The organism is Myroides odoratus (assembly GCF_965118575.1).
GTDB lineage: Bacteria > Bacteroidota > Bacteroidia > Flavobacteriales > Flavobacteriaceae > Flavobacterium > Flavobacterium odoratum_B.
Genome location: NZ_CBCPHW010000006.1, coordinates 134,128 through 157,863 on the forward strand (window position 1 = coordinate 134,128; position 23,736 = coordinate 157,863).

19 protein-coding genes are annotated in these 23,736 nt (G+C 34.4%); 13 read left to right on the plus strand and 6 right to left on the minus strand.

What is annotated here, in order from left to right; genetic code table 11:
- Nucleotides 1-197: 197 nt before the first annotated feature.
- Nucleotides 198-2,381, plus strand: coding sequence for a glutamine synthetase III (locus tag ACMHJ2_RS07010; RefSeq protein ID WP_413512236.1), 2,184 nt, complete (start codon nt 198-200; stop codon nt 2,379-2,381).
- A 119-nt stretch (nt 2,382-2,500) separates the two neighbouring features.
- On the opposite strand, the gene ACMHJ2_RS07015 is transcribed toward ACMHJ2_RS07010, so the two are convergent.
- Both ACMHJ2_RS07015 and ACMHJ2_RS07020 read right to left on the minus strand, forming a co-directional pair.
- A complete protein-coding gene (locus ACMHJ2_RS07015; RefSeq protein WP_413512237.1) occupies nt 2,501-4,000 on the minus strand; it encodes a PLP-dependent aminotransferase family protein in 1,500 nt (499 codons plus the stop codon).
- 42 nt (nt 4,001-4,042) lie between these two features.
- On the minus strand, nt 4,043-5,011 hold the full coding sequence (locus ACMHJ2_RS07020) for a GNAT family N-acetyltransferase (RefSeq protein ID WP_413512238.1): 969 nt from the start codon (nt 5,009-5,011) through the stop codon (nt 4,043-4,045).
- A 291-nt stretch (nt 5,012-5,302) separates the two neighbouring features.
- Here ACMHJ2_RS07020 and ACMHJ2_RS07025 point away from each other — a divergent pair, with 291 nt between their 5' ends.
- Nucleotides 5,303-7,297, plus strand: coding sequence for a M4 family metallopeptidase (locus ACMHJ2_RS07025; RefSeq protein WP_413512239.1), 1,995 nt, complete (start codon nt 5,303-5,305; stop codon nt 7,295-7,297).
- A 44-nt stretch (nt 7,298-7,341) separates the two neighbouring features.
- Here ACMHJ2_RS07025 and ACMHJ2_RS07030 read toward each other — a convergent pair whose 3' ends face one another.
- Together ACMHJ2_RS07030 and ACMHJ2_RS07035 are read right to left on the minus strand one after the other, a co-directional pair.
- A complete protein-coding gene (locus ACMHJ2_RS07030) occupies nt 7,342-8,406 on the minus strand; it encodes a nucleoid-associated protein (RefSeq protein WP_413512240.1) in 1,065 nt (354 codons plus the stop codon).
- A gap of 58 nt (nt 8,407-8,464) precedes the next feature.
- Nucleotides 8,465-9,013: an IS1096 element passenger TnpR family protein gene (locus tag ACMHJ2_RS07035; RefSeq protein WP_413512241.1), complete on the minus strand. Its 549-nt coding sequence runs from the start codon at nt 9,011-9,013 to the stop codon at nt 8,465-8,467.
- A 224-nt stretch (nt 9,014-9,237) separates the two neighbouring features.
- On the opposite strand from ACMHJ2_RS07035, the gene ACMHJ2_RS07040 reads away from it, so the two are divergent.
- From ACMHJ2_RS07040 to ACMHJ2_RS07085, 10 genes are all read left to right on the plus strand, one after another.
- The gene (locus tag ACMHJ2_RS07040) at nt 9,238-9,420 is read left to right on the plus strand and encodes a hypothetical protein (RefSeq protein WP_413512242.1); all 183 of its coding nucleotides are present in this window, start codon (nt 9,238-9,240) and stop codon (nt 9,418-9,420) included.
- Nucleotides 9,410-10,753, plus strand: a complete 1,344-nt coding sequence (locus ACMHJ2_RS07045) for a 2TM domain-containing protein (protein ID WP_413512243.1) — start codon at nt 9,410-9,412, stop codon at nt 10,751-10,753. The genes ACMHJ2_RS07040 and ACMHJ2_RS07045 overlap by 11 nt, the downstream gene beginning before the upstream one ends.
- 5 nt (nt 10,754-10,758) lie before the next feature.
- Nucleotides 10,759-11,145, plus strand: coding sequence for a hypothetical protein (locus ACMHJ2_RS07050; protein WP_413512244.1), 387 nt, complete (start codon nt 10,759-10,761; stop codon nt 11,143-11,145).
- Nucleotides 11,117-11,878, plus strand: a complete 762-nt coding sequence (locus ACMHJ2_RS07055; RefSeq protein ID WP_413512245.1) for a LytR/AlgR family response regulator transcription factor — start codon at nt 11,117-11,119, stop codon at nt 11,876-11,878. The genes ACMHJ2_RS07050 and ACMHJ2_RS07055 overlap by 29 nt, the downstream gene beginning before the upstream one ends.
- Before the next feature lie 148 nt (nt 11,879-12,026).
- Complete coding sequence (locus ACMHJ2_RS07060; RefSeq protein ID WP_413512246.1) at nt 12,027-13,181, plus strand: redoxin domain-containing protein; 1,155 nt, start codon at nt 12,027-12,029, stop codon at nt 13,179-13,181.
- A gap of 544 nt (nt 13,182-13,725) precedes the next feature.
- Nucleotides 13,726-15,231, plus strand: coding sequence for a succinate CoA transferase (locus ACMHJ2_RS07065; RefSeq protein WP_413512247.1), 1,506 nt, complete (start codon nt 13,726-13,728; stop codon nt 15,229-15,231).
- A gap of 112 nt (nt 15,232-15,343) precedes the next feature.
- Nucleotides 15,344-16,189 (plus strand): substrate-binding domain-containing protein, encoded by an 846-nt coding sequence (locus tag ACMHJ2_RS07070; protein ID WP_413512248.1) that lies wholly within the window; start codon nt 15,344-15,346, stop codon nt 16,187-16,189.
- Nucleotides 16,190-16,209: 20 nt separating this feature from the next.
- The gene (locus ACMHJ2_RS07075; RefSeq protein WP_413512249.1) at nt 16,210-17,151 is read left to right on the plus strand and encodes a transglutaminase domain-containing protein; all 942 of its coding nucleotides are present in this window, start codon (nt 16,210-16,212) and stop codon (nt 17,149-17,151) included.
- A 16-nt stretch (nt 17,152-17,167) separates the two neighbouring features.
- The gene (locus ACMHJ2_RS07080) at nt 17,168-17,551 is read left to right on the plus strand and encodes a DUF423 domain-containing protein (protein ID WP_413512282.1); all 384 of its coding nucleotides are present in this window, start codon (nt 17,168-17,170) and stop codon (nt 17,549-17,551) included.
- Between the two features lie 45 nt (nt 17,552-17,596).
- Nucleotides 17,597-18,298, plus strand: coding sequence for a DUF4369 domain-containing protein (locus ACMHJ2_RS07085; protein ID WP_413512250.1), 702 nt, complete (start codon nt 17,597-17,599; stop codon nt 18,296-18,298).
- A gap of 41 nt (nt 18,299-18,339) precedes the next feature.
- Here the strand turns inward: ACMHJ2_RS07085 and ACMHJ2_RS07090 are convergent, their stop codons facing one another.
- Together ACMHJ2_RS07090 and ACMHJ2_RS07095 are read right to left on the minus strand one after the other, a co-directional pair.
- The gene (locus ACMHJ2_RS07090; RefSeq protein ID WP_413512251.1) at nt 18,340-19,671 is read right to left on the minus strand and encodes an NCS2 family permease; all 1,332 of its coding nucleotides are present in this window, start codon (nt 19,669-19,671) and stop codon (nt 18,340-18,342) included.
- A 73-nt stretch (nt 19,672-19,744) separates the two neighbouring features.
- Complete coding sequence (locus ACMHJ2_RS07095; protein WP_413512252.1) at nt 19,745-20,719, minus strand: quinone oxidoreductase family protein; 975 nt, start codon at nt 20,717-20,719, stop codon at nt 19,745-19,747.
- 175 nt (nt 20,720-20,894) lie between these two features.
- On the opposite strand from ACMHJ2_RS07095, the gene uvrA reads away from it, so the two are divergent.
- Nucleotides 20,895-23,729 carry an excinuclease ABC subunit UvrA gene (uvrA, locus tag ACMHJ2_RS07100; protein ID WP_413512253.1) on the plus strand — a complete coding sequence of 945 codons (2,835 nt, stop codon included), beginning with the start codon at nt 20,895-20,897 and terminating at the stop codon, nt 23,727-23,729.
- Nucleotides 23,730-23,736 lie beyond the last annotated feature (7 nt).

Consider the following 23,736-nt stretch of genomic DNA (forward strand, 5'->3'; position numbering starts at 1 on the left):
CCCAATTTTTGTACTTGATTCCAGAGAATAGAAGATGAAAAAAGAAGAATATCCCTTGATTTTTGAGGCTGTGTTACCTGTATATTTATTTTTTTTAAAATTAATGTTATTTTTTTAGGGGGTGTGTATTGTATTTTTTTGTTTTTTATTACTTTTGTATTGTCAAAATAGGGGGTGTCCCATTAAAAAATGTAATTATGTCAACATTTCGTTTTCGAGCAATTGAAAAAGCAGCTTCAAGACAAGCTGTGAAGGTAGAAGAACTGGGTAGAAAATCATTAATATTTGGAGATCATGTCTTTAATGACAAGTCGATGCGCCAATTTCTGACTCCTGAAGCGTATCAGGCAGTAAAGAATGCACAGTTGGGCATAAAGATTGATCGCCGATTAGCGGATTACATCGCATTAGGGATGAAGGAATGGGCACTTTCAAAAGGAGTGACACATTATACACACTGGTTTCAGCCGTTAACAGGTACCACAGCAGAAAAGCACGATGCTTTTTTTGAAACACAATTTGATGGGGATCCCGTTGAAAAATTTAATGGAGGACAATTGGTACAACAAGAACCAGATGCTTCAAGTTTTCCAAATGGAGGAATTAGAAATACATTTGAAGCAAGAGGATATACGGCTTGGGATCCAACATCACCTGCCTTTATCTTTGGTTCTACCTTATGTATACCAACGGTATTTATTTCCTATACAGGAGAAGCATTAGACAATAAAACACCGCTTTTAAAAGCTATTAATGCTATTGATGATGCAGCAACAGAAGTAGCGCGTTATTTTGATAAAAATGTAAAAAAAGTAAGCCCAACGTTAGGTTGGGAGCAAGAATATTTTCTAGTTGATGCTGCTTTAGCTGCCTCAAGACCTGATATCTTAACTACAGGTAGAACTTTGTTAGGGCATACAGCAGCCAAAGGACAACAATTGGATGATCATTATTTTGGATCAATTCCAACTCGTGTATTAAACTATATGCACGATTTAGAAAATCACTGTATTTTATTGGGAATTCCAGTAAAAACAAGACACAATGAGGTGGCTCCAAATCAGTTTGAATTAGCCCCTATTTTTGAAGAAATCAACTTAGCAGTGGATCATAATTCGCTGTTGATGGATGTAATGAAAAAAGTAGCGGAAAAGCACAATTTTAAAGTGTTATTCCACGAAAAACCGTTCAAAGGAGTAAATGGATCAGGTAAACACAACAACTGGTCTTTAGCGACGGATACAGGAATCAATTTATTGAGCCCTAGTAAAACACCAAAAAGCAATTTACAATTTTTGACTTTCTTTATCAATACAATTAAAGCAGTGAATGACAATGAAGAATTATTGCGTTCAGCTATTGCTTCTGCAAGTAATGATCATCGTTTAGGAGCAAATGAAGCACCGCCTGCAATTATGTCTGTCTTTATTGGTCAACAATTGACCAAGGTTTTAGAAGAGTTAAAAGTAGTGACAGATGGTAAACTATCTCCAGAAGAAAAAACAGATTTAAAACTAAATGTTGTTGGGAAAATTCCAGATGTATTGTTAGATAATACTGATCGAAATAGAACTTCACCTTTTGCTTTTACTGGAAATAAATGGGAATTTAGAGCCGTTGGATCAACAGCGAACTGTGCAGGCCCGATGACCGTTTTAAACACCATTATTGCCAAACAGTTAAAAGAATTTAAAATAGAGGTAGATCGTTTGATTGAAGGGGGATTGAAAAAAGACGAAGCTATTTTCAATGTTTTACGCGATTATATTAAACAAAGTGAGCGTATCTTATTTGAAGGTGATGGATATAGTAAAGAATGGGAAGAAGAAGCGGCAAGACGTGGATTGAGCAACCATAAAACAACACCAGAAGCCTTAAAAGCAAAAGTTTACCCAGCGTCCATTGCTGTGTTTGAAGAGATGCAAGTAATGACTAAGGTGGAAGTAGAAGCGCGTTATGAAATTGAATTGGAAGAGTACGTAAAACGCATTCAAATTGAAGGACGTGTTTTAGGAGATATCGCTAAAAATCACGTGATTCCTACAGCAATAAAATATCAAAATCTAGTTATTGACAACGTAAAAGGATTAAAAGAAATTTTTGGTGAAGAGGAATATAAAGAATTCGCTGCAGAACAACTGCATATCTTAAAGAAAATATCTTACCATATTGCGCAAATCAATATTAAAGTAGCTGAAATGGTTGATCAACGCAAGCTAGCGAATGCAGTTGAAGAGCTGGAAGAACAAGCAAAAATGTATTGTCATATTGTAAAACCTTATTTTGATATTATTCGTTACCACAGTGATAAATTGGAAATGATGGTAGATAATGAGTTGTGGACCTTGACCAAATACCGCGAATTGTTGTTTACAAATTAGGTGAAGGGTTAAGGGAAATGGGTGAAGGGTAAATTTTCTTAATTCAAAAATAGTAAAAATCACTCCTCATTATAAAAAAACAAGGGTGAATTGCTTTGCAATTCACCCTTGTTTTTTTGTCATAACCCATACCCTTTCACCTCTAACCCATCACCATCAATAGCCTCCAAATACGCTTCATGAAAAATAACCAAGCAACCCTCTATTTCATCCAAAGTTAAATGCGCAAATCCAAGGCGAATAGCGGTTAATTTTTTACTTTGATAGAGTAAAGTCGTGGGAATATATAAATCATTGAGCAAACAAAAAGTGCGGATGCGCATTAAATTTACAGGTTGTGTAAAGGTGATCCAAAGGGCTAAATCCCCTTCTGGAAAGGTAAAATCAATAGCATCACCAAAGAGAGAAGCTAATTGTTTACAAAAGTAATCGCGGCGTTCTTTGTAGATTTTATTGACTTTGACTTGATGGCGAAATAAAGTACCTTCTTCTATTAATTCAGTTAAAGTATGCTCCGTAAAGTAGTCTTTGTTCTTCTCCATTAAAGCTTTGTATTTTTCAAGTTCAAACACTGCATTTTCTGGAGCCAAAAGTATACCTCTGGTAAAATCTGAAGCTAGGGATTTACCAATCGTACTGATATAGATTACCCGGCCATTTGGATCATTGCTAATTAATGGCAGAGAGGGATTTTGGCTGTAATAGAAATCAAAATTGGGGTCATCTTCGATGATAATGAAGTCGTATTGATGCGCCAATTGCAGAAGTTTTACTCGGCGTTGTGTACTGAGCGAATCGGTCGTTGGATAGGAATTGTTTGTAGTTAAGTACATCAGGCGAATCGGTATTTGTTGACAGCGTTTTTCCAAGGCAGCTACATTTAGCCCTTCCTCATCTTGGGGAATGGTATGCAAATGAGCTCCTGTTTTTTGTAGAATAACATTACTGCCATAATAACTGTATTCACTGATAGCGACGTGATCTCCGGCTTTTAAAAATAATTGAGCACATAGATATAAAGCAGTTGTACTACTTGATGTGGTTAGTAAATGGACGGGTGTTGCCTGAATATTTCGCGTCAAATTCAAGTAATTGACCACCTGTTTTTTATAGGATATTTGATTCTTCTTAGTATAAGGGTCAAAATATTTGATTTGTTGTTTTCGCTTGAGAGTCGCACTAAAAACAGCTGCTATTTCTTCTTGTAACCCCAAGCGAATATCAGGCGTACCATCTGTAAAAAAATAGGTACAACTGTGTTGATGGTTGGGGATATCTAAGCGATTGTCTGTCACAAAGGTATAACCCGTTGTCAATGGAAAAGCATGCGATTTACTGCTGACTTGATATTTGGACTGATGCACAAAAGTACCTTGATTAGGGTAACTAATTAACCAACCTTGGGCAATGAGTTCTTCAAAGGCTGCAATTACCGTATTGCGATTGACTTGCAGGAGTTCAGCGAGTTTTCGACTTCCTGGCAATTTGGTTTGAATGGGAATTATATTGCGCTGAATAGCATTGCTAAACTGATTAGCTATCTGCCTATAGATAGGCGTAGTAGAAGCTTTATCTATTTGGATTAAACGGGTATACGGTATTTTAAAAGAGTGCGCCATTGCTACAAGTAAACAAATCAATACCGACAAAAGTAAGCATTATCAATCGATTATTCCCCTCGCTTTGCTGAGGTTATCCATGTTAAAAACATAACAGTATTGCGGAATACTTCTCGCACCAAAGCTCTCTTTCCAATAGAGTAAACCTGGGTTTACTTGCTTCGGACTTATGTGGCTACTGCCAAAATCAAAATAACGAACGCTAGTTTTATATTGCTCTAGTAACGTATAGATAAGTAAATCGAGGGCTCCTTGCGCATTGTCCTCTTCTTTTCCAGCTATATACTGAAGGTGAACCACATGAGGATGAATAAAAAGCAGGGTACCCCCTACAAGCTCTCCTTGGGCATTGTAAACATTAAATTGTTTAATCGCTTGGGGAAATGTACGCATTAAAGTCGTAATTTCTTCCAAAGAATGAATCGGACTCGTTTGGTAGCGTTCCTGTAAGCGAGGAATTAAAATTTCTTGCCAAAAAGAAGTGGCTGATTGATCTTCTTGAATAAAATAACCCTGACGCATTCCCTTTTGAACCATACGCTTGCGATTGGTATTTAAAGTGAGTGGCGCGCTAAAATCCACAGTAGAAAAGAGTTGTATGTTTTGGATAGAAGCCTGTAACGCATAGCTAACAAAGGACAAATAATTGTTGCTTATCGTCTGATAGATAGAGGGAATTTCATTTAAAATTAGAGCAGTTATGTTTTGTTTTTTGCAATGATCCGCAATTGCTTCTAGAATAGACAGAAAATGTGAAAGCGTGAGAGCGGAAGTATGTATAATACCCCCGTAACTCAGTCCAAAATGACTGCATAACACTTGATCTTGAATATGTGCAGGTACTAACGCAATTAGTTTATCGGTGTCATAAATTAAAAGAGAATGGTCGCAAAAGCGATCTTTGTGATACTCCATAAAATCGCGATGGAATAAAAAACTAGCGTTGTTTGCTTGCTTTAAAAAAGCATTCCAACTGTTTGTATGACGTGAACTATATATTTCTACTTTCAAATGACAACTATTTTTACCTAAGTAGATGTAATTATAGGAAGATAAAATCAAATTCAAAAAAAATGAACCGAAATACTATGTTAAAAATTGAGATAAATTAATTTAGGCGTTTTATTTTTCAAATTTATATTAGCATATAAGGAGCAGATGATACTTGAAAGAAGGCTATTTTTCAGGGAGTAGTTTTAAAAAGTGTTAAATGTTTGTGAGAATTGTTTTGTTAAATAATCATTAAGTATTTTTTGGTATATTTCCAAAATAATTTAAACCTAATCTAAATAATACAGGATTATGAAAAAAAAATACCTATATACTTCTTCTTTTTATGTTGCATTAGCCTCTTTCCTTCTTGTAGGAAATGGGTATGCTAGTACAGTTAAAACAGACGAAGTAAGTAATGTAGAAGTATATACCAGCCAATTACCCACGTATAAACCGTTAAATAGCTATGGTTCATTTGTAATCCGAATGGATCAAAAAACGAAACTAACGGAAGCAGAATTCTTAGCCAAAGCAAATGAATTTTTCGGATTATTCGAAACGAATACGTTTAAATTGTTGCATAGTTATACCGATGGTTCTGGTAAAGTGCACAATACCTATCAACATTATGTGGGTAATTACCCTGTAGATGGACAGATGTTTATTGTTCACAGCAAAAAGGGAGTCGTAACTTCTGTGAATGGGACAATTATTAATATCGAAAATAAAAAAAGCCCGTATAGTTTACGTGCGAACGTAAATAGAAAACCAGCTATTTCACAAGAAAATGCAGTGACTATTGCTTTTCAAGTCAATAAAGTAGCCTCAGAAAGTAGGGTAGAGTATCCAGTAGAAACTGTATTTGTGCCTTCTGCGAAACAAGAAGGCGTGTTTGTTTTGGCACATAAAGTACGTATAGACGATTTGACTTCGGGAAAAATTATAAGTAAAAATGTATTTATAGAGGTTGAAAAAGGAGAAGTTGTCAATGAAATATCTTTACTTGCTCATGCGAATATTCCAGGCGTAGGTAATGGATTTTATCGCAATAATTTACCTTTGGGTTTAAAGTTAGAGAATGGCAAATATCAACTAGTTGATACAGATCGAAAATTAACAACTTTCAATGCTGAAAATATGCAAAATGAATGGGATATCTACAGAGGGAGAGGGGAGTTCGTGGAACATACATCCACAACATTTCCTCAAAGCCCAATGAATGATATCCATTGGGGATTAGCCAATACCTATGATTATTATAAAGAGATACATCATAGAGATAGCTATGATGGAGCAGGTGGAGAAATTAAAGCTTTCTATAACCCTGTGCTTATGGATGGTGATGATTCAGGATTTCCTGATAATGCGGTAGCCATGTCAGCACCTTTTAATTTTATGATGTTTGGAAGAGGGTCTAGTTATTTTAATCCCTTAGTAGCCATTGATGTAACAGGACATGAATTTACGCATTTGGTTATTGGTAATAATGGTAGAGGTGGATTACAATACCAAGGGGAATCAGGCGCATTGAATGAAGGATTTGCAGATATTTTTGGAACTTCAATTGAACATTATGCCGTTACGGATGCCGATTGGTTAATTGGTACAGGGGTGGCTAAATTTGGAGGTGTTTCCTATATGAGAAGCATGGAAAATCCGAAAAATAATCGTGCAGGTGGTAAACAACCGAGTACATATCAAGGAGAATTTTGGGCTAGTACAAGAATTGGAGCAGCAGATCAAGGAGGTGTACATACCAATAGTGGGGTTATTAACTACTGGTATTACTTAGTAAGTGAAGGAGGATCAGGCGTCAATGATAAAGGAGATGATTATGTTGTATCGGGTATTGGATTGCAAAAAGCAGAACAAATTGCTTTTCAAGCTATGATGACTCAACTAGGTGCAAATTCACAATATGTTGATGCGGTAGAAGCAACATTAACGGTTGTCGAAGATTTATATGGCGTAGATTCAGAAGAGTACTTTGCCGTATATGACGCGTGGTTTGCTGTTGGTTTCGGAGAACGTCGTCCAAATATGGGAATAGAGGATTTTGAATTGACAGAAGATATATTTAGTATGTATCCTAACCCGGTTACTAATGGTGAGTTGACTGTACTCATTAAAGATGAGAAGGGAACTGTAACCTTCTTTAATATGGCAGGACAAAAAGTAACTCAAGACTTTGCTGTTGAAAAAGGAGAAAATAAAGTAAAAATTCCGCAACTAAAAACAGGAAACTACATCGTAGTTTATGAAAGTAAAGAACGAAAAATTACGGATAAAATCGTAGTGAAATAAATAAACCATAAAAAAACCGAGACATTGTCTCGGTTTTTTTTATGCTATGATTTTTGTTCTTTGTTGAAATATACTAAGTAGTAATACATTTGCTTTTCTTCATCCCATCCTTTTTCTACAAATTTATCTGCACTTTCAGGATTGATAAAATCAAGTTTAATCTGAATATTCGTATCTAAATTAATGACATTTTTGATTTTCTTACGCGCATCAGAAACGGCATTATTTGCAATTGGAAACGAAGTTGTATCTTCAATACTGTATTTCTCTCCTTTATCTACTTTGTAATTTTTAAATTCGGAAATCAAATCGGGATTGTCAATGACTTCATTTAAGAAATTAGATTCTTCAAATTCATCGTTCTTAGCAAAGTAGTTGACAGAGCGATTCATAAACATTACTTCTTCTTTTTTGTCTTCCGCAGGTAAAACAACATCTTTAGCAAAATCTTGACAGAATTTCAAATATTTCTTAGTCATAAAGGCTTCATCTTGGAAAATATCAACACATAAAAAGTGTTCTAACCAATAACGAGCATCATAACGGTTACTGTCAATCGTTAGGATTTTGTACCCTTCCTCTTTTTTATAATTAAAAATGATGCAACCTTTATCTAACTTGTTTAAGTTAATGCCTTGCTGTAAGATCATTTCTAAATTGGAGCCATTTTCTTGAAATTGCAAGAAGTCAGATTTAATTTCACTTTTGAAGATACCAATAGCGTCTACTACATTGTTATCAATAGAAGCATTTGTTAAATACGTAACATAAACTTCTCCATTTTTAATGTGTGGATGATTCGATTGCTCAAATAAGTGTTTGGTGATTTTTTTAGCTATTTCATGTGATTTTTCACTAGAAGGCGCATTAAATAACTCTGCTGCATAATTAAACATATCGTTGAACTCTAAATCAACATCATGTACAAACTGGAAATAACTTTCTTCTTTCTCGCGAAAAGGCTTGAAGAAATATTCTTTTAATAATGGAGCAATTTCATCATTTAAGCTATAAGGCTCATCTGATAAAAAGATAGCTTCATTTCTACTTTTATTTCCAACTCTATGAATAGATAAAGTTTCTATGTGCGCATTAAAAAGATTGATCATAATATTTTAAGTATGTAGTAGATCCTTGCAGATCCGTTATTTTTATAAGTGTAGAATTTTAGTTCCAGTTGTCCTCTTCACCATAGTCTGTGAAACTATCATCCCCATCGAATAGATCATAATCTTCCTCGTCATAATCATCGTCAAAATCGCCGTAAATATCTTCATTAGATACTGGGTCAGCAGAGAATGATTTTGCAGAAATATGATCCGGTAAAATACCGTGAGAGAATAATAATTCTGGATAGGAAGTACCGGGTTCTTCTTCTTCAATAGCGGCTAATTCTACAAAGAAAGTCCACATATTTAAGAAATCATAAACATAAATGATTTTCGTCTGCTCCTCATCCAAGATTGTATTAATTGGCGTTGTTCCCATTGTTTTTCCTGCACCCTGATCTTCACTCATATCAAAAAGAGAAATCTCCTCTTCGAGTTGAGTCCAACTATCATCACAAGCATAAAAGGAAGCCGCTTCCATACCGTCAAAACCAAAGGTATTAACAATTGCATTGTGTAAATCTTCTAAAGTATCTTCTTCTAAAATAGCAATATCGCGAAAAATATCTTCCTCAGTATCAAGGATAACTCTGAATTTATAAACCATAATTTTTAAAACCGATTAGAACTGCAAATTTATAATTATTATTAACTCTTTTCTTATAAATAAAGTCTTTTTATTCATCTTTGCTACATCTGTTTTTTCTAGATTGGAAATCAAAACATTACTCCTTTTACAATTCATCCTACTAAAATTACAGTTCGTCCACTATTATTTTTTTTATCTTTTTTATCCTTTAATCTTTGTCTTGTAAATCAAACCAAGTAGATATGAAATTTATATTTTTGATCCTTGTAACAGTAATCCAATTGGCGCTCCAATTAGTTTCAGGATTCGCGGTTAATTCAACTTTTATTAAAGAGGAACCAAGTTCGTTGATTATAGAAGAAAAAACAAAAAAGAGCATTCCCCAAAAAGGAATAGAACCCTATACCAAACAAAATGAAAAATAATTACGTCAAAATAATACTCTTAGCCTTTATTGTATTCATTCTTTTTACAAAGGTATTAAAGCTGCATTTCATGGATTTGTCCCTTTTTTTAGGATATCTCGTGTCTTTTGTTGGAATAATTATTCTGGTTAACCAATTTTGGAAAGAAAAGTATTGGAAGAAATTAGCACAATCACTCGATGGAAAAGAGAATAGTGTACACAAAGTTACAGCTATTGTAACGGCAGTTAATTTTGGGCTTATTTGGCTTTTGAGTTTAGGTTTGAAGATTTTTGATGTGCATTTGATTGGCAATAGAAACTTTGATTATTTTATAGATTCAAGTGGTTTTAGCTCTATCTTCAGTACTGCATTTTTCTTTAGTATCTTAGTGTATATATACTATTATACCTATTTTACTTCTTTAGATAAGAAAATGAGTATTGATGAGCAAAAGGTGATTACCGGAAGCGTCTCCGCTCAATTTGAAAGCCTAAAAAATCAATTAGACCCTCATTTTCTCTTTAATAGTTTAAATGTACTCAATGCTTTAATAGAAGAGAATCCCGAAAAAGCCCAAGAGTTTACCAATGGTTTATCCAAAACGTATCGCTATATCTTAGATCAGAAGAATAAAGAACTCGTACCCCTAGAGGAAGAGTTGGATTTTGCTAAAACGTATATTGAATTACTTCAAATGCGTTTTGAAGAGAGTCTAACTTATGAAATTGATCCATCAACGGTACAAATTGATGCAAAAGTAGTGCCTTTGTCTTTGCAGTTGTTGCTAGAAAATGTAATCAAGCACAACAAAGCGACTTCTATCAATCCTTTGCACATTATCATTAAACAAGAAAATGGTTATTTACTGGTAGAAAATAATTTAAACCTCCGTCAAGTAAACGAAAAACGGAAGGGGATTGGCTTAACGAATATTGCGGATCGCTATGCTTTATTAACCAATAAACCCATTAAAGTAGAACAAACCGAAACCAAATTTATAATACAAATTCCTATATTAACTAAACTATTTGAACCTATGAGAATTATCGATGTACAAGAAAACGAACAAGAAATATTGATCGAAGCGAAAAAGAAAGTGGAGAGACTTAAAAAATTTTACGCCCATCTAACGGTGTATATTATGGCTAATACTTTTTTAATACTTTTGAACTTAATGACAAATTCTAATTTCATGTGGAGTTTAATCGTAGTTTTCTCCTGGGGAATTGGCTTAGTAAGTGATTGGATGAAAACCTATAATTACCACTTCTTTTTAGGTAAAGACTGGGAAGACCGCAAAATCCGAGAGTATATGGATAAACAGAACCAGCGAAGTAATACTTGGAAATAAAGCACATGGGATTTTATACAAAAGAAGTTGAAAGAAAATATTACGGCTATAAAAGGAGCCGAATTAGACGCCTGATAGGCTTGTGGATTCACGTTTTTATCTGGTCTTTGTTTACTGGATTGATGGCTTATCAACAGTACGTGGGAATTGAGGGAGGAGTAATCGGTATACAAGCCGATTTCTATAACAGTTCGGAGCGAATGTTTTATGAATTACCTTTGTTTTGGTTGCCTCTTATTCTTGTACAATTTGTTTTTTATTATGCAGAACGTTTGCCCATCTTGTCAAAATGGCAAGATAGGTTAGAACAAAAAGAGTTTAATCGCTTAAAAAGTACCTACGAATATCAATTGAAATTAAAAGATGAACCTACTCCGAATACTCATTATTGAAGATGAAAAGCCTGCCGCACGCTTATTGGAGCGGAAAATTGAGAAAATGGGGTATCAGGTTCTTGAAAAATTAACTAGTGTCGAAGATGCCGTAAACTGGTTAAGAAAAGAAGAGGAACCCGATTTGATCTTTTTGGATATCCAACTATCAGATGGTTTGTCGTTTGAAATATTCGATCAAGTTGTGGTTAAAAGTGCAATTATTTTTACTACTGCTTACGATGCTTATGCACTTCGGGCGTTTAAATTAAATAGTATCGATTATTTATTAAAACCGATAACTGAACCTGATTTGAAAGGGGCTATCGATAAATTTAATGAACAACGCGCTTCTTTTTTCGCCTTTACAGAACAGTTGAATTTGTTTAAAACCTTTTTGTCAGCAGCTCCCAAAGAGAATAAAGAGCGCTTTGTAATCAAAATTGGCAGTCAATTAAAGATTATTCCAATTGGCGAGATTGCCTGTTTTTTTAGTACCCATAAAATTACCTATCTAAAAACAAAAGAAGGAAGGGATTATATTTTAGATAATTCGCTTGATGAAATAGAAAAGACCATTGAGATAGAACAGTTTTTTCGCATTAGTCGAAAACATATCGTTGCCCTGGATGCCATTAAAGAGATTACAGCGTATACTAATTCTCGCTTAATCTTAAATTTAAAGGTTGATTTGGAGGACGAATTGATTGTAAGCAGAGAAAAAGTTACTGATTTTAAGCAGTGGCTAAGTTAATAGATGCTAGGATTTAGTATAAAAAGAGTTGAAAAGTAAAACATTCTTGATTCAAACGTAATATTAACTAATTTATTAACGAAACTTCTTTTTGATATAATTATTTTATTAATACTTTTACGAGGACTTAAAATTATAAATAATTAATATGAAGAAATTAGCAGTTGTTTTGCTAGCATTAGTGATGTTTTCATGTAAGCAAAATAATACAATTGAGATTACTACTAAGGACGTAGCTGACGATACAAAAGTAGAAATTATGACTTCGGAATTGGGAAGTCCATCTCCAACTGTTGTGCATACTGGAACTGTAAAAGGAAATAAAGTAGTTTTTGAAAATCCTTTCACGGAGTTAGAAGAGGCTTATATGGTTATAGGCGGAGAAATGCAGAACAATGTGTTTTTTATTGGAGAACCAGGACATATTACAATTTCTTATACCAAAGATCAACCAACTGAAACCGTATTAGGAGGAAGTGATAACAACCAGAAGTTGCAAAAACTTCAGGATGAGGTGAAACCAACTGTGGTTAAACTTAAAGCTTTTATTGATGCAAATCAAATGACTTTAATGCAGTTAAGCCAGTCGAATGACGAAGGAGATCGCGCTAAATTAGAGGCCCTTCAAAAAGAGTATATGGGATATGTTGACAGCATCAATGACGTGTATAAAAAACATCAAAAAGATAATGCAACCAATGCTTTTGGCTTATTGTTGCTTTCTCAACAAATGATGTCTTCACAAGATGGTGAAACAGATTTCGTAAAAGAGTTTGATACGTTTTCAGCTGAATTAAAAGCATCTAAAGTTGGAAAGAAAATTGATTCTATGCTGAAAATGATGGGAGCATCAGAAGAAGAAGAACAAGCTCAAGGATTAAAAGTGGGAGATATTGCACCTGCTTTTACAAGTAAAACGCCAGATGGCAAAGACTTATCCTTAGAAGAATTCAAAAAAGGAAAAAAATTAGTATTAATTGATTTCTGGGCATCTTGGTGTGGTCCTTGTCGTGTTGAAAATCCAAATGTTGTGAAATTATACAACGGATTTAAAGCTAAAGGATTGGATGTCATTGGTGTATCTTTGGATAAAGAAAAAGAAAAATGGGTACAAGCAATCGAAAAAGATGGGTTAGTTTGGGCACAAGTTTCTAACTTACAGTTTTGGAATGACGAAATTGCTGCTGCTTATGGCGTAAAAGCAATTCCTGCAAACTACTTAATTAACGAAAAAGGTGAAATTTTAGCTGTTAATCTTTACGGTGAAGAATTGTACAAAAAAGTAGAAGAGTTAATGAAATAAACGATTTTTCTTGTCAAATAGAAAAATGGATTCAAAATAGTAAAGCAACCGTATATTTTTATGCGGTTGCTTTTTTTATTTCTAGATTGTAGGTAGCGCTGAGGGAACGAAGAGTCGCATTCTATACATTCACCTAGTACTACCCGTAGTATTTTGAGAGCACAAAGAGTTGCACTCTATGCATCGACTCAGTATTACTCTGTGGTCTATTCAATTCGTTCATCTATTAATAGCACCTACTTGTAAATAGTGTTAAAAAAATTAAATATGCATGGGGTTTCTTTTTGTTTTTATAAGAATAAGGAGGGAAAATAGAGTAAGAGCTGAAAATGAGAAAATGGACAGAGAAATTAAGTTAGGATTTTTGGAAGAATACGTTGATTAAATTGCGATAGTGGTTTTGTTGTCTTAAAAAAAGTATTTAATGATGATTATTTTATGATAAGTAGGATATATTGTAATATAAATACGATCAGGTACTTATATACCTATTAAATATTAATAAAAAGTTCTATTTTTAAGCAGTTATTAAAACGAATGAGAAATGATACAAGAAGATTCTAATTTGGACAGAATCAAATATGTTCCTTATAGAGATCGAATTATATCTGCTGAAGAAGCAGCCTTATTAATTCACGATAAAGCTATTGTAGGGGCGAGTGGTTTTACAAAAGCAGGAGATAGTAAATCTGTATTACCCGCTTTTGCACAAAGAGCAGCGAATGAAAAAGTAGCTATTACTTTGATCACAGGAGCTTCTTTGGGACAAACAACGGATGCCGATTTGGCTAAAAATAATGCATTAATCAGGCGATTACCTTTTCAAGCAGATTCAGATTTAAGACATGCTATTAATAGTGGTCAGGTAAAATATATTGATCAGCATTTAAGTGAAACTATTGAGCAGTTACAAGAAAAGCATATACCGCAAGTAGAAATTGCAATTATTGAAGCTACTTATATTACAGAAGAAGGCTTTATTATTCCAACAACATCCATAGGGAATTCAGCTTATTTTGCCAGTGTTGCCAAGAAAATTATTATCGAAGTAAATACAGCTATTCCATTAAGTGTAGAAGGTATTCACGATAACAGTATTCCCATTAAGCAACCCAGACGTGAAATAATACCTATTCATACCGTTAAAGATAGAATAGGAGAAACGTTTATTCGGTTAGATCCCGATCGCGTTGTGGCTGTCGTTTTTTCAAGTATTGAGGATACTCCTGCTATTTTACCAGAACCAGATGTAAAAACGACTGCAATTTCTGCCCATTTGCTGAACTTTTTCGAATCAGAGGTGAAAAAAGGAAATCTAACAGAAGCATTATTGCCTTTACAAGCTGGAATTGGAAAAGTAGCCAATGCTGTTTTGACAGGATTTATTGATGGGCCATTTAAAGACTTGACGATGTATTCTGAGGTGCTTCAAGATAGTACTTTTGATTTAATCGATTCGGGAAAAATGGTATTTGCATCGGGTTCATCAATTACAGTAACAGAATCTTGTTATGAAAAATTGATTAAGAATTTTGAACAATATAAAGACAAATTAATTTTGCGTCCACAAAATATTAGCAATGCCCCTGAAGTAATTCGAAGATTGGGGATTATAGCTATTAATACGGCTATAGAATTTGATATTTATGGAAACGTCAATTCAACGCATATTGGTGGAAATAGAATGATGAATGGTATTGGAGGGTCAGGAGATTTTGCACGAAATGCTTATTTGAGTATTTTTGTAACTCAAGCAGCTTCGAAAGAAAATAAAATATCCCATGTTTTACCTATGGTATCTCATGTAGATCATACCGAACACGATGTTGATATTTTGGTAACGGACCAGGGATTAGCAGATTTAAGAGGATTATCTCCTCGCGAAAGGGCGGAGGTAATTATCGAAAATTGTGTGCATCCAGCCTACAAAGAAGAACTAAGGGATTACTTTGAACGCGCTAAATTAGGAGGAGGTCATACCCCTCATATTTTAGAAGAAGCATTCAAATTTCATACACGTCTAAAACAAACAGGGACGATGAAAGCATAGTTATTAAAATCCCTACAAACTTTGTGGGGATTTTTTTTGCTTCTTACCGATTTCCGAAGCAGTAAACATACTTTTTATTATCTTAGCAGTAAAATGTGTAGAACATATAAAAATGAAAACAGTTAGAATTGTAGGAGTACCTGAACACTTTAATTTACCTTGGCATTTGTGTATAGAAAATGGAGAGTTTAATGAAGTTGGAATCGATTTGCAATGGAGGGATATCCCAGAAGGAACCGGAAAGATGTGTCAGATGCTTCGCCAAGATGAAACTGATTTAGCACTTATTTTATCCGAAGGAATTATCAAGGACATTGCAGCGGGTAATCCCACTTCAATTATTCAAGAATATGTAGCTTCTCCTTTAATTTGGGGCATTCATGTGGCTGCAGGTTCACCTTTTCATACCCTAGGAGATTTAGAAAATAAACGCATAGCGATTAGTCGATTCGGATCAGGATCACATTTAATGGCAATCGTCCATGCCAAGCAAATGAATTGGGATGTGGATTGCTTGGAATTTGTAGTTGTAGATACCTTAGATAAAGCAGTAGTAGCTTTAAAAAATAAGGAAGCGGACTATTTTATGTGGGAGCGTTTTATGACTCAACCACTTGTAGATCAGGAGGTTTTTAGAAGAGTTGGGGAATGTCCAACACCTTGGCCCTCTTTTTTATTAGTTGGAAATCAAAATTTTGTTCGCGAAAATAAAGAAGTAATCGAAAGTATATTAGATATAATAAATACCACAACTTCAGAGTTTAAACACATACCGAGCATTGATCGAACTTTAGCCCAACGCTATGATCAAAAAGTAGAAGATATTACTAGTTGGTTGTCTTTGACTCGATGGTCTCAGAAACAAGTATCAGCAACAAATTACAATAAAATTCAACAACAGCTAATCGATCTTCAGCTGATAGAGAATGCTAAAAAATACGAAGAAGTAAAAATGTAATATTTTTTTCTGTAACATAGATGGATACACAAGAAGTACAAGTTATTAAAAAGAAAAAAAAGTGGTATGAGTACCTGAGAATTCCTTCTCCCTGGGACTATATCATTATTTTTATATTAAACGTACTACTTACGGTCCCTGTATTTATTATTGTACATCAAAATATTGTAGATCCTGAATGGCCGTATCATTTAGATCGAATTTTACTTTGTGTAATAATATTGGCTCTTTTTCAATTTATTTTATCCAAATTGAAAACCATATTGTTTATCTGTATTCTAGTTTATTTGGGGATTTTTATTGTAGGAACTTCGCATGATGATTATGATTTAGAATCAATTGTTGACGATTATCGCGTCATGATTTATGCTATGGCTAGTACACAAAATCCGCAAGATTTGATTATATCAAAACTCTTGCCATTTCCTAATAAATCAAAGGTGATTAAAGCAGTTGAATATGATAATCCAAAAGTGAGAAATTTTGCTTTGTTGGCAACAACAAAAAACTTTTCTAAAGTGCAAGGGTATGGAGAATACAGACAAATCATACAATGTATGGCTATTTTTAAAGAAGTACGCACCCGTTGGAACTATGTTAATGATCCTAAAGGAAGAGAATATATCGCTACTGCTTCGGAGTCTTTAATCCATTTTTCGGGTGATTGTGATGATTATTCAATTTTAATGGCTGCATTGATTCGCTCTATTGGTGGAACGCCACGGCTAATTCACACCAAAGAACATATGTATCCGGAAATGCTAATTGAAAATAAAGCCCATTTAGAGAAAGTGATTTTCCTAATTAAAGAGGTTTTATTTAAAGAGGAAAGCCAAGGAAAAGAAGTGCATTATCACGTAGATGAAAGAGGACAAATATGGTTGAATCTCGATTATACAGCTCGCTATCCTGGTGGTCCCTTTATGTCTGAGGAAATCTTAGGACAGTTAACCTTAAATTAATTTGAATACTATAATTATGGAAGTTACGCATACAACAGCTTTATTTGCCGGAAGTTTTTTTGGCGCATTAACCATTGTAATTGGTGCTTTCGGTGCCCATGCCTTAAAAAAGCATATGACAAAAGAGGTATTAGAAAGTTTTGAAACTGGAGTTCGGTATCAAATGTACCATGCACTTTTGTTACTTATTATTGGGTTTATGCCATTTAATAGCTACAGTTATTATGCCGGAAATATTATTATTATAGGTGTTATTTTGTTTTCATTTAGTATTTATGGATTGGCATTGAGTACTACTTTTGGAAAGAAAATAAAAATATTAGGACCCATAACACCAATCGGTGGACTTGCCTTAGTAATTGGATGGATTCTTTTGTTTATTTCATTTTTATCCTTGTAGTTTTGAGTAAATAAGGTAAATATTAACTTGATAAATTAAAATGATATGAAAACGTTTAACTATTGGCTAGGTCTGAGTGTAATAATCCTATTCGCTTCTTGTAATCTATCTAGTAACAACTTTGTGGTTGAAGGAACGCTAGCAAATATGCCAGATAATACGCTCGTATATTTGAATAAAATAGCAGATACAAATGCAGAAGAACTGATAAAATTGGATTCGACTTTTGTGAAAAATAATACCTTTAAATTTGAAGGAAAAGTAGCACACCCTACCTTGGGCTATTTGTCTTTTCGAGATCAAAAAGGAAAGATTCCGTTGTTTATTGAAAGTGGAAAAACACAAGTGAGTATTGATCAAGATAATTTTACAGCATTTGATTTAAAAGGGACATCTAATAACGAAACCTTGAGTGAGTTTGAAAGAAGTCTGAGTTTGTATAAGTACAACATATTGATGTATCAAGGACAACAGCAACAGGCGTATGCGGAAGCACTTGAAAAGAAAGATGATGCCACAATCAAATTGATTTTAGGTAAATATAAGGGATTACAAGACGATCAAAGTACCTTTATTGGAAATTATTTGGATCAATACAGTACCTCATTAACCGCTTTGTATTATTTATTTTATACAAGTAAGGATGATTTATCTCAGTTGAAACAAGTGTTTGACAATCTTTCAGAAAAGGATAAGCAATCAAACTTAGCGCAGTTAGTCGCTTTAAAAATAAAAAATAACGAATAAAAAATAAGCCCTAAACGTAGAAACTTTTAGGGCTTATTTTTTTATAGTGCATCTAAGATTATTTTAATCAAAAATAAGAGAGATAAAATATATAGGGTAGGGCTAACTGCTTTATATTGTTGGGTCCCTACTTTGAAAAGCGTGTAACTCAACATACCAAATACAATACCTTCTGCAATACTATAGGTAAAAGGCATAAAAATAAGAGTGATAAAGGCAGGTAAGGCTTCTGAAAAATCAGTAAAATTAATATTGACAACAGAGCTCATCATAAATAGTCCAACAATAATTAAGGCTGGAGCTGTTGCCGCAGCAGGAATAAGTAAGAATAAAGGAGCTAAGAAAATTGATAATGCAAACATACAAGCTACGCTAACAGCCGTTAGCCCCGTACGACCACCAGCAGCAACACCAGATGCACTTTCTACATAAGAAGTTACTGAACTTGTACCTAAAATAGCTCCGAAGGTTGTGCCTAAAGCATCAGTTAATAAAGCTTTTTTCATTTGAGGGAAGTTGCCGTTTTTATCTGCAATTCCCGTTTTAGAAACCACACCTATAAGTGTTCCAATCGTATCAAATAGATTGACAAATAGAAAGGTAAAAACGACGATTAACATGTCAATTGAAAAGACACTAGTTGCAGATTCAGGTGAAAATAAAAAAGACAACGCTTTTCCAAAAGTGGGTTCCATAGAAGGTGGAGCTGTGATTATACGTGTAGGTAAATGAACGTCACCTAATACAAAACCAAAAAGAGTTGCCACAACGATACCGATTAAAATAGAACCATTTATGTTTTTAATCAATAAGATCCCTGTAATTAAAAGTCCAAGTAAAGCAATCCAAACACTGTGTTGACTAAAATCTCCTAATGTGACCAGCGTATTGGGGTTTGTAACGACAATACCAGCACTTTTTAGACCAATTAAAGTAATAAACAAACCAATTCCAACTGGAATAGCTTCTTTTAAAACCTTGGGAATATTATTGACAATAAGCTCTCGGATATTAAATACTGTAAGTACTAAAAAGATCAAACCAGCTAAAAAGACACCTGTTAAAGCAAATTCCCAGCTATACCCCATAGTCAATACAACGGTATAAGCAAAAAAACTATTGAGTCCCATACCTGGAGCTTGTGCAATTGGCAATTTAGCCATGATACCCATTAATAAGGTAGCGCAAACAGTAGCTAGGGCTGTGGCCATAAATACGGCTTGTTTGTCCATACCCGCATCTGCTAAAATATTGGGATTGACCACTAGAATATAAGACATCGTTAAGAAGGTAATAACGCCAGCCATCATTTCTTTTTTGATGGTTGTGTTGTTTTGACTTAACTGAAAGTAATTTTCTAAAAAGGTTTTCATTGTGTTGTTGAATTAGCAAGCAAAAATAGGAAGTTTTCAAGGATGAGCAAAAGCAAGTTTTTATAGCTCAAAATTAAATTTTAATCACCAGCCGTAAACCGCGATCAATTGTTTTATTCCATACCTTTTCAATGTCTGCTAAAGGGTGTATTTCCGTTTGAATATGAAGTTTTCCTCTTGCGGCTAATAAAAACATTTCAGGTAAAATAACTTTGTTGAAAACAATGAGTTCTTCTTTGGTTAAACTTCCAAAACCAGAACCCATTAACTGTATATCAGTGCTGCGTAAAATAGCAGAAGTCAGTTGTATTTCTTTACCAGCCATATCTCCCGCAGTTACTATTTTTACGGTGGATGTCAAGTGGTTGATATCCGCGCTTTTGAAGGCATTTAAAATAGCTTGAAAAGGCTTACCCCATAAATAATCAATCACTATATCAATAGGTGTTCTTTGATGAATAGCTCTTACTTTTTCAGTGAGATAATCTTGATTTTCACCTTCCTTTAAAACTAGAATTTGTGTTGCACCAAAGGCTTTTAATTGATCCAGAACGGCTTGATTTCTTCCAGTAACAATGATTTCTTTGGCACCATAATGCTTGGCAATTTGAACCGCAACTTGTCCTGTTACACCCGTTGCTCCGTTAAATAATACATTTTGTCCTTCTTGTAGTTTAGCCCGAATAAGGAGAGGCATGGCAGAACCTAAAATAGCATTGGGCAAGGCAGCAGCAGTAGCATCATCTAGATTTTGAGGTACAGGGGTATAATTACTCGAAATAATTGCTTTTTCAGCAAGCATTCCCGTGATTCCGTGCCCATAAACTTTTGTTCCATCTTCTAAAAAACCAACTCCATCATTTCCTACAACGGCTGGTAAGTGCGTATAATTGGCATAGTGTTTTCCACTTACTCTTGCTTTATCTAAGTTTTTTACAGCTGCTGCGGTTACACGTATTAAGTGTTGTCCTTCTTGTAGTACGGTAGGTTCTTCGATTTCTCCAAATTTTGGAACTTGACCTAATTCATATAAAATGGCTCCTTTCATCGTTTTTATTTTAGAAAGATAAAAATACGATTTTTAAAAGTAGGAGAACGGCGTTTGGATGAAATAAAAGCGATACAAATCAAGCTGTTAAATAATGCTAAATCACATAAAAACAATAGAACGGCAGATTACAAAGAACAAGATTAATATGTATCTTTGTTTTTTGCACAAAATTATGTCTAAAGTAGAAGATTATATTGAAGTTTTAGGAGCTAGAGTTCACAATCTAAAAAATATCGATATCCGTATTCCTCGAGAAAAACTCGTAGTAATTACGGGTTTGTCTGGTTCTGGTAAATCGTCATTAGCATTTGATACAATCTATGCTGAAGGACAACGCCGTTATATCGAAACGTTTTCTGCCTATGCCAGACAGTTTTTAGGGGGATTAGAAAGACCGGATGTTGATAAAATTGATGGTTTATCTCCTGTTATTGCAATCGAACAAAAAACGACCAACCGAAGTCCAAGATCTACAGTTGGAACGATTACGGAAATTTATGACTTTTTGCGCCTACTATATGCAAGAGCTGGAGAAGCCTATAGTTATAATACAGGAGAAAAGATGGTCAGTTATACGGATAATCAAATCCAAGAACTGATCCTCCATGATTTCAATGGGAAAAAAATTAATATTCTTGCCCCTGTTGTTCGTTCAAGAAAAGGACATTATCGCGAATTGTTTGAGCAAATTGCCAAACAAGGTTTTTTGAAAGTGCGTTTAGATGGCGAAATTAAAGATTTAGAATACGGTATGAAAGCCGATCGCTATAAGACCCATGATATTGAAATTGTCATTGATCGATTAGCAATAGATAGTAAAGAACAGACAGCTCAGCGCTTGGCAGAGAGTATTCAAACGGCAATGTATCACGGCGAAGATACGATTGTTATTTTAGACCAAGAATCGCAAGAAATTCGTTTTTTTAGCCGCCATTTGATGTGTCCAACTTCTGGAATATCATATGCTAAACCCGAACCAAATAACTTTTCATTTAACTCTCCAAAAGGAGCTTGTGAGGTTTGTAATGGATTGGGAACAGTGCATGAAATTAATTATCAAAAAGTAATTCCCGATGCGACTTTATCGATTAAAAAAGGAGGATTAGCCCCTTTAGGACCTGAAAAAAACACTTGGATTTTTAAGCAATTAGAAACCATCGCACAACGTTATAATTTTAAACTAACAGAGGCAATCCAAGCGATTCCCAAAGAAGCCATGGACATTATTCTCAATGGTGGGCAAGATAGTTTTACGGTTGAACACAAAGTAGCGGGGATTTCTAAAAATTATAAGATTGATTTTGAAGGAATTAATAATTTTATTAAAAATCAATTTGAAGAAAGCGAAACGGCGTCTATCAAACGTTGGGCAAAAGAATATATGGATGAAATTGATTGTCCTTCATGCAAGGGAACACGTTTAAAGAAAGAAGCTTTGTATTTTAGAATTGGAGATGAAAATATAGGAACCTTAATTCAAATGGATATTGAGCATCTTATCCAATGGTTTGCTGATTTGCCTCCAAAACTTTCTGAAAAACAAAAGAGTATTGCAGAAGAAATTTTGAAGGAAATCAAAACGAGATTATCCTTTTTAAAAGATGTAGGATTAACTTATTTGTCGTTAAACCGCAGTTCGAGAACACTATCTGGAGGAGAAGCACAGCGTATTCGTTTAGCAACGCAAATCGGTTCTCAATTGGTAGGTGTACTGTATATTTTGGATGAACCGAGTATTGGCTTGCACCAAAGAGATAACGAGCGCTTGATACAATCTTTAGAGTCTTTGCGCGATTTAGGAAACTCCGTTTTGGTGGTTGAACATGATAAGGATATGATTGAGCGTGCAGATTACGTGATTGATATTGGCCCTTATGCTGGAAAACGCGGAGGACAAATCATCAGTACAGGGACGCCAGAAGAATTGTTGAAAGAACATACCTTAACGGCAAAGTACTTGAATGGTGAATTAGAAATTGCTGTTCCGACAGAACGAAGAAAAGGAAATGGCAATTTCATTAAATTAGAAGGAGCAACAGGGAATAATTTAAAAAATGTAACGATTAAAATTCCTTTGGGAACTTTAACTTGTGTTACAGGCGTGTCGGGATCTGGAAAATCTACGTTGATTAATGGAACTTTGTATCCAATTTTAAACACGCACTTCTTTCATGCTGTAACGAAGCCTCAACCTTATAAAAAGATTAGTGGATTAGAACATATAGACAAAGTAATTGGCATTGATCAAAGTCCAATTGGAAGAACACCAAGGTCAAATCCAGCAACGTATACCGAAGTTTTTTCAGATATTCGAAACCTATTTGCTCAAACTACAGAAGCGTCTATTCGCGGATATAAACCAGGTAGATTTAGTTTTAATGTTAGCGGAGGTAGATGTGAAACTTGTGAAGGATCTGGAGTTCGCACCATCGAAATGGGCTTTTTACCCGATGTGTATGTAGAATGTGAAACTTGTCAAGGCAAGCGATTCAACAGAGAAACACTAGAAATTCGATATAAAGGAAAATCTATTTCGGATATCTTAGCCATGACTGTGGGAGATGCAGCGGAATTCTTTGAAAATATTCCAAAAATTTATCGCAAATTAAAAACGATAAACGATGTTGGATTAGGGTATATTACTTTAGGACAACAAAGTACTACTTTATCTGGAGGAGAAGCACAACGCATTAAGTTGGCCACTGAATTGTCTAAAAAAGATACTGGAAATACATTCTATATTTTAGATGAGCCAACAACAGGATTGCATTTTGAAGATATTCGCGTATTGATGGAAGTCATCAATACCTTAGTAGAAAAAGGAAATACAGTGCTGATTATTGAGCACAATTTAGATGTTATAAAATTGGCAGATTACCTTATTGATATCGGTTACGAAGGGGGTGCCAATGGCGGAGAAGTCTTAGCTAAAGGAACACCAGAAGAAGTAAGTAAAGTAAAGAAAAGTTATACGGCTCAATTTTTAAAAAAAGAGCTTAAAAAATGATTGAAAT